This is a genomic window from Candidatus Endomicrobiellum cubanum (assembly GCF_031278955.1).
Classification (GTDB): domain Bacteria; phylum Elusimicrobiota; class Endomicrobiia; order Endomicrobiales; family Endomicrobiaceae; genus Endomicrobiellum; species Endomicrobiellum cubanum.
The window spans coordinates 1-6672 of record NZ_JAITJM010000030.1 but is presented as its reverse complement, the minus strand read 5'-3'; the positions used below and the strand labels follow the sequence as shown (position 1 = coordinate 6672).

Annotated in this window: 6 protein-coding genes; 1 reads left to right on the top strand and 5 read right to left on the bottom strand. The window is 30.6% G+C overall.

Annotation, left to right across the window (positions count from 1 at the left end; translation table 11 throughout):
* Window positions 1–383: 383 nt before the first annotated feature.
* Window positions 384–1604, bottom strand: a complete 1221-nt coding sequence (locus tag LBD57_RS02790; protein WP_373469822.1) for an ATP-binding protein — start codon at window positions 1602–1604, stop codon at window positions 384–386.
* Between the two features lie 314 nt (window positions 1605–1918).
* On the opposite strand from LBD57_RS02790, the gene LBD57_RS02785 reads away from it, so the two are divergent.
* Window positions 1919–2059, top strand: coding sequence for a hypothetical protein (locus tag LBD57_RS02785; RefSeq protein WP_373469821.1), 141 nt, complete (start codon window positions 1919–1921; stop codon window positions 2057–2059).
* On the opposite strand, the gene LBD57_RS02780 is transcribed toward LBD57_RS02785, so the two are convergent.
* The 4 genes from LBD57_RS02780 to LBD57_RS02765 all read right to left on the bottom strand — a co-directional run.
* Window positions 2056–3534: an ATP-binding protein gene (locus LBD57_RS02780; protein ID WP_373469820.1), complete on the bottom strand. Its 1479-nt coding sequence runs from the start codon at window positions 3532–3534 to the stop codon at window positions 2056–2058. The genes LBD57_RS02785 and LBD57_RS02780 overlap by 4 nt on opposite strands.
* Before the next feature lie 522 nt (window positions 3535–4056).
* Window positions 4057–4497 (bottom strand): hypothetical protein, encoded by a 441-nt coding sequence (locus LBD57_RS02775; protein WP_373469819.1) that lies wholly within the window; start codon window positions 4495–4497, stop codon window positions 4057–4059.
* A 28-nt stretch (window positions 4498–4525) separates the two neighbouring features.
* The gene (locus LBD57_RS02770; protein ID WP_373469818.1) at window positions 4526–6211 is read right to left on the bottom strand and encodes a hypothetical protein; all 1686 of its coding nucleotides are present in this window, start codon (window positions 6209–6211) and stop codon (window positions 4526–4528) included.
* A 36-nt stretch (window positions 6212–6247) separates the two neighbouring features.
* Window positions 6248–6672: hypothetical protein (locus LBD57_RS02765; protein WP_373469817.1), on the bottom strand; the 425-nt coding region annotated here is incomplete at its 5' end.

The following is a 6672-nucleotide window of genomic DNA, read 5'->3' as shown; positions in this document are numbered from 1 at the left end:
TTGCGATTGATTAGAATTATTAATCTTACTACTTACTAATACACCACTCATAACACTTTAAACCTTTTTAATTCCCTATAAAAATCTATTCCAAAAACATGATAAAAAACTCACTGCCGGCTGCTAAAACCTCGCATTTAAAACTGTCCAAAATAAATGACCCTTTTTTTTAGACAATTGGGGCAGGGTTACTGCACTGGAAGAAAATTCAATAGAGATTGGGGGGGGGGATTCTTGAAAAGTTCGTAAAATCTTAAAAAATTTTAAAAAGAGAACGGAAACAAAAATAATAACTAGGCGTTTACGCTTTTTGGACAGTATTTTAATCAAATTTTACGCTAGCTAGGATCTATAAATTTGGTTCTAATTAACTTAAGTTGTAGTTAAATATCCCAAATCGAATGAGCAACTACGTTAGGTGTAAGTGGTTGAAGGTTGGGGGTTAGGCAGATCTCGCAACCGTAGCTTACTTTTTCTAATTTTGAAAAAATTTCAAATGCTGAAATATCACTTCTAGTAGGAGAAGCATGTTTTTTTATTTCAATTGGAAAAAACATGCCGTCTTTGTAAATCAACAAATCTATTTCATGCTTTTTATCGTCACGGAAAAAATACAGCTGTGGCGTCTCTCCATTGTGATAATACGATTTTAGTATTTCACTTACAACAAATGTTTCAAAAAATGCTCCTGCAGAAATACCTGTTTCTAGCGCTTCAGACGTCGTCCAGCCCGCTAAATACGCCGCAAGTCCTGTATCAAGAAAGTACATCTTTGCGGATTTAATAAGGCGTTTCGTAATATTCTTAAAATACGGCTGCAAAAAATAAATAATGCCTGAGGCTCTAAGAACAGAAAGCCAGTTTTTTACCGTCGGCTGAGAAATCCCAACATCTTTTGCAATATTGGCAATGTTTAACTCTTGCCCTGTTCGGGCTGCAGCAATTTTTAGGAAAGTTATAAAAGCAACTTCATTAGAAACATTTATTATTTTACTTACATCTCGCTCAATGTATGTTCGCACATATGAATCGTAAAAATCTTTACGACTCTTTTCGTCTCGATATATTACGTCAGGAAATGCTCCCTGCCAGATTAACTTAAATGTTTCTGGAATGTTTCGCTTTTTTAATATTGCCTGTGGATTACCTGATGGCAAAAATGCTTTTTGTTTTTCCCCTAAACCGTCTCTTTCATAGAGTGATAACCCTAGCATATCTATTATTATAACTCGCCCAGCTAGAGATTCGGTAACATTCTCCATCATGTTGTATTGTTGTGAGCCAGTCATCCATATTTGCCCACGTGCATCTGATGAATCAACTAACATTTTAATACAAGGGAATAATTCAGGAGCATATTGAATTTCATCAAAAATAACTGGTGGCGCAAATGTTTCGAGAAAACCTTTTGAATCAGTTTTAGCAAATTGCAAATCTGTCTTGTTATCAAAGGTTACATATTTACGTCCCGACTCGGCTATATGCTGCAAAAAAGTTGTTTTTCCAATTTGTCTTGGACCGTTTATAAGTAACACCTTATCATTGTTTGATATGCGTAGCAGATCTGACGTTAAAGTGCGTGTAAGATATTTTTTTTCCGTCATATTTAAAAAATAATTTTTATTTTTTGTTAATTTTAAAAATTAACAAACTCTTGAAGCTATCAGGCTAACTTTGAGGTTTCTAAATAATATTTATAAAGTTAACAAATTGATTCTAAAATTAGAAGCGTAAAAATAAACCAACACTTTATTTTTACGCTTTTTAATATAATATACTAAAATTATAGAACTTATTTGTAATATTTAACTTGGTTCAACTGAAAATTTTGATTTATCTTTAACCAACCAGGTAATCAACCAAGTGCAAAATTGATTTAACTTTTTTAACACTAAAAAGAAAGAAATATATTTCGCTAATGCAGATTGCTGAATTAATACCACATGAAACTCTAATTTTTATCGATGAAATACAAATTGTTGAAGAGGTAATAACGTTAATAAAATTTTTAGCCGAACGCTATGATTATGATTTTATACTTGTATGTTCGTACATTTAAAATAGATCTTCCAACCCGATTAATTCTACGTCATACTTTTTTGCAACTTCAAGCATGTTTGAAGTTACATCTTGCGATAAAGCCAGATAATACTTTTTAATGAATCCCTTAGGTTTGGGATAATTGCATAAGCTAAGCTTTTTGCAGACATTTTCTAATGAAAAATCTGTGTTTGAAAGCCATTTGCACTCTATTAATCTTACAATTCTATCGCTTTTATTTTCTACAACAATATCAATTTGGACATCTTGATTGCTATAAGTTCCAACTGTAAAGTCAACATCGTTTAATAAAAGTTTTTTAAAAATATTTGGGGCTTTTTTAAGAGAATAAAATTTACATGATAGAATATAAGAAATTAATTTTTCAAACGCTTTGCCTGAAAAATTTTCAATGTAAAAACCTTTTTTAGACTTAATGCAATATTGAGGAAATAATAATCCTTGCTCATTCATTTCAATTCTTGATTTTAACGGCAAAACTATTTGAAAATAAAAATTTAAGAAAAAATCCTTTACAATGTAGCTTGTTCCTGCATTATTTCTTTTTTGTTTTTCTCCGAAAAAATTTTTTTCCTCTATTAAATCATACTCTAATAAGTTTTTGACAGTTCTTAGCACGACAGTTGGATTTAAACCTGTTAGTTTAACTATGTTGGCTACTGTTTTTCCATCTTGCCCAAGTGACGACAATATTTTTGTAGCAGACATTGCTCCATTTTTATTAAATTCTAAATTTAATATCTCATAAATTTCTTTTAAGAAGATAGTTTTATTAGTGAAAATCGTTGAATTTATGGCTTGTATAAAGCCTAGGCTGGGGTTTAGAGTGCTTAAATAATAAGGACATCCTCCCAACATCATGTAAGTTAGACATATTTCTTCATTGGAAAAGTTTTTTAAGTAATAATCTTTTGTTTCTTTTAATGTAAAAGGTTTAACTGTGATATCGTTAAAAGTTCTGATTCCTCTTAGTATTTTTTCTTCACCGCCAACATATTTAGAGAAAAATTTATTTGAAGATCCGCAAATTATAACCTTTATCTTTCCTGACATTTCCCAATCTATCCATGCTTCCTTGATAGAACCTATAAAGCCAGCTCCTTTTTTAGCAATCCATTGAATCTCATCGAACAACAAAATTAGAGGTTCTTTTTGTTTTTCTGCATATTTTAAGATTTCAGAAAATATTCTACTCCAGCTAATTAATTCAGGACGCAAGTCTTCAAGAAGGGTTTCTTTCGAAAATAAAACCCATTTTTTAACAAAATCTATAAAAATTTCTTCTTTGGTTTCGTCAGGACGCCCCATGTAATAGAAGCAGTTCTTGTGTTTTGCTTGAAAGTGTTTTAAAAGCCATGACTTTCCAATACGTCTTCTGCCACGCATGTAAGTAAAGCCTGACCCCTTTTGTTCCCAAAAGCTATTTAAGGTCTCTAATTCATCATTTCTTCCAAAAAAATCAATATGTTCCATAAAACATGCTATTTTAATTACATAAGTAAGATGTAATATTTATAATATATTAAAAATAATAATGTTTTTAAATATTTAATTTTATATCATATAAATTATTTAATAAAATTAAACAATTAAAAACATGCTATTTTAGTTTTTAGTAGTAGGTAGCATGTTTTAGATTGTGTGTCAAAAAATTAAATATTCATAGAAAAATTAGTAATGTTTCGCACTCAATTTTACGTTCTAATAATTTTCTTTTTATAAAAAGAACCCTGTACCAGAATTTCCCAGAATTTCAAGGTAAATATTATCAGCTCATCAAGATGAGTAAAATTCTCCCTCCCTTCGCTGGCGAAAAGGAATTACTGTAGCAGCTAGGATTGGCTGTTTTGGCTGTGCTACAGTATAATTTTTTATATGTTGCAAAAATAAGTTATTCTCAAGAATAGTTGTTACAAAGAACCTTACACCAGTTGCATGTGAGTTGTTGTTTGTTGTGTGTGGTAAAGCTATGAACTTTTTTTCAACTATTACTTCTTACTTACCACTGGGTTTAATTCCACCAACATCACACTTTTCAACAATTGACTCACCAAAAAATAATACTAAAAATGCCCTGACAATGTATGAGCCACAAGCAATCACTACACAAGACATTGCCATTTTATAAGCTCCCATTGCAGCCGTAACAACTGCCGCAAGACCAGCAACTACCATTACCAACGCCCCAAATGCCCCCTCTAGCAGTTGGAGAATTTTACACAATTGGTCTTTGATAATTTTTCCAGCTCCTACTCCACCAGAAGTTGTTGCGTCACCTCCAACATCTTGAGCCATTGCTAAGTCAATTAATCCAATACTTAATATTACAGCACCAATGATAAACAAATATACATTCGCATATTTATATAAACCAGATAACCCAATACAATAACCTTTAATTGATATATTGTTAAAAACCTTCTTAATTGTTTCCATAATTATTCCTTATTATAAATAATAAACCTTAATAGTGAAAATCTTTGCCACAATATTTATTTCTTATAGTGCATCCTTTTTTTTCCCATTCATCTATAAAGTCTTCTAAATAATTCTTATTAGTACCTATTGGTACAGCATCTTCTGGAAATTTAAGTTGTTCTAACGTGTAACTATTTCCATTTTTTTTGATTGCCCATGTCGCTTGTGCAAAATAAGGTCCTTTATTAAAGCTGTCATAATATTTTTCATTTTTAGGTGTAAAATTTTCTTTTGGATCTACTTCTGTTTGACATAAGTAATCAATTATTAATTTAAACTTTTCACTGCCCAAGCTACAGCCTGTATAGTCAGGATCCTGAAAGAGCTGAAAATGTAAAAATATTGCAGCTCCAGTATTCCTAGCTTGAAGAGCAGAAATTAATCTGGGATCTACAGCCTTCAGCTTTTCACGCATTTCTTCATCTAGTCCTTTGATATTATAATATTCTTTATCTAACTCTTTTTTTACATCTGATGGAATATCAACAACTGTAACAACTGTATTATTTTTTCTTAAATAAGAAATACTTCCATCTTTTTTTTGCGGTTCAATTCCGTCTTCTTTTAACTTAGTAAATACTCCTTCTTTACTATTCTTCTTCTTCACAGCGTCTGCAAGTCCTGTTTGATAAAAAGAAAATGGTTTTCCTACTTCTCCATATTCCCCAAAGAAACCTTCTTTTCGTAATATTAACTTGTTGTCATGCGACAAAGGAATGTCTATGCCCCTAATATTAATCGTGACACTATCAGAAGTAATTGCAATATTATCATCTCCTATTGTAAGTTCTTTATCATTTACCTTGATTCTACTTAAAGCGGTTGAAAGTTGAGTTTTGTTATTAATTGGTGTTTTCTCTTCAAATTTAATATTATTAATTGCCTCATACAAGTTTCTTTTTTCTTTAAGAATATGTTTGTTTGCTACTTTTTCTATAAGATTATTTAATTCTTTCGTTTGATTTTCTTGATTAATTCCTTGTATTGGTCTTCGAACAAATCTACCTTGTCTATTTTCTTGAAAAAGCCAATTGTTCATATCTCTAAAATTAAAATTACCGTCATATTCTTTAAATTTTTCTGAAATTTCATTGAAATAATTTTCTGAACTTACTAGTGGTATAATCAAATTATTTGATTGCACAGGAGGTAATACACCTGTGTTTGGACTAGCATTATTGTGGTTCGGTGCTTTAGTGCTAGCACTAGTAGTTGTGTCGGATTCAGAGTTCGGAGAGTTAATAGCATAGCTTTTTTTGATAATGTTAGTAATATCACTCGAATAAGCACTAAGTGGATCTTGGATAGGCCAAGTATTTTTGTTTAAATAAACTCCTTCTACTTCCTTAAAAAAATTATACAGTTTTTCTACAAAATTATCAGAATCTTTTTCTTGTAAGTCTCTTTGAAATTCTTTTATATTATCGGATGTTAACTTTCTATTTTTAAAAACAGATAAGTCAACATTTTTTGTGAGGCCTTTATCATGATAAGAAAATTCTTTATTAGAAAAATTACCATGACAATAAATTTCTGTTTTATCAGCCTCGTAATTTAAAATGGTTAAAAATGTTTCTAAAATATCACAGACCTTTTGACGGTGTATTATTAGTTCTTCTTTTGATTGGTTACATGTTGTTGATTGTTGGTTATTCTGTTCTAGTTCTACCATATAATATTCCTTAATATTGTTAGTTACTATTACTATTTAAAGTAATTTCATATCCCCAGGTGTTGTTATCGAAGATTCTAGGGACTGTTCACTCGTTGGTTGAGTTGAAGTACCGTTTGTCGGCGTATTATTTTTATTATTTATGTTGTTTGTTGGTTTCGTACCTTGTGTTGGGGCTTGTTTATCAAGATTATTAGGCGAATTATCTATTATTTCTTGATCAGGAACTATCAATCCACGCAATCCAGAAATAGTATTACTCCCTATACCGATTGTATATTCCTCTACTGCTCCTGCTCCTGCTACTACTGTTAGTATACCAATACCATTTATACCATATTCTATTTTTAAATTCGCGTTTTTTAGAGATTCGTTCTTTAATATTTCATCTAATATTTTATCAACATTTTTCAAATTATTTATATAAGGGTTATTAGTAACATTAGAAATAGTATTTGTTA

What these genes read in the sequence shown, in the direction of transcription:
- LBD57_RS02785 (WP_373469821.1), top strand. Translation starts at nt 1,919, where the DNA reads ATGCAGATTGCTGAATTAATACCACATGAAACTCTAATTTTTATCGAT.
- LBD57_RS02790 (WP_373469822.1), bottom strand. Translation starts at nt 1,604, where the DNA reads ATGACGGAAAAAAAATATCTTACACGCACTTTAACGTCAGATCTGCTA.
- LBD57_RS02775 (WP_373469819.1), bottom strand. Translation starts at nt 4,497, where the DNA reads ATGGAAACAATTAAGAAGGTTTTTAACAATATATCAATTAAAGGTTAT.
- LBD57_RS02780 (WP_373469820.1), bottom strand. Translation starts at nt 3,534, where the DNA reads ATGGAACATATTGATTTTTTTGGAAGAAATGATGAATTAGAGACCTTA.
- LBD57_RS02770 (WP_373469818.1), bottom strand. Translation starts at nt 6,211, where the DNA reads ATGGTAGAACTAGAACAGAATAACCAACAATCAACAACATGTAACCAA.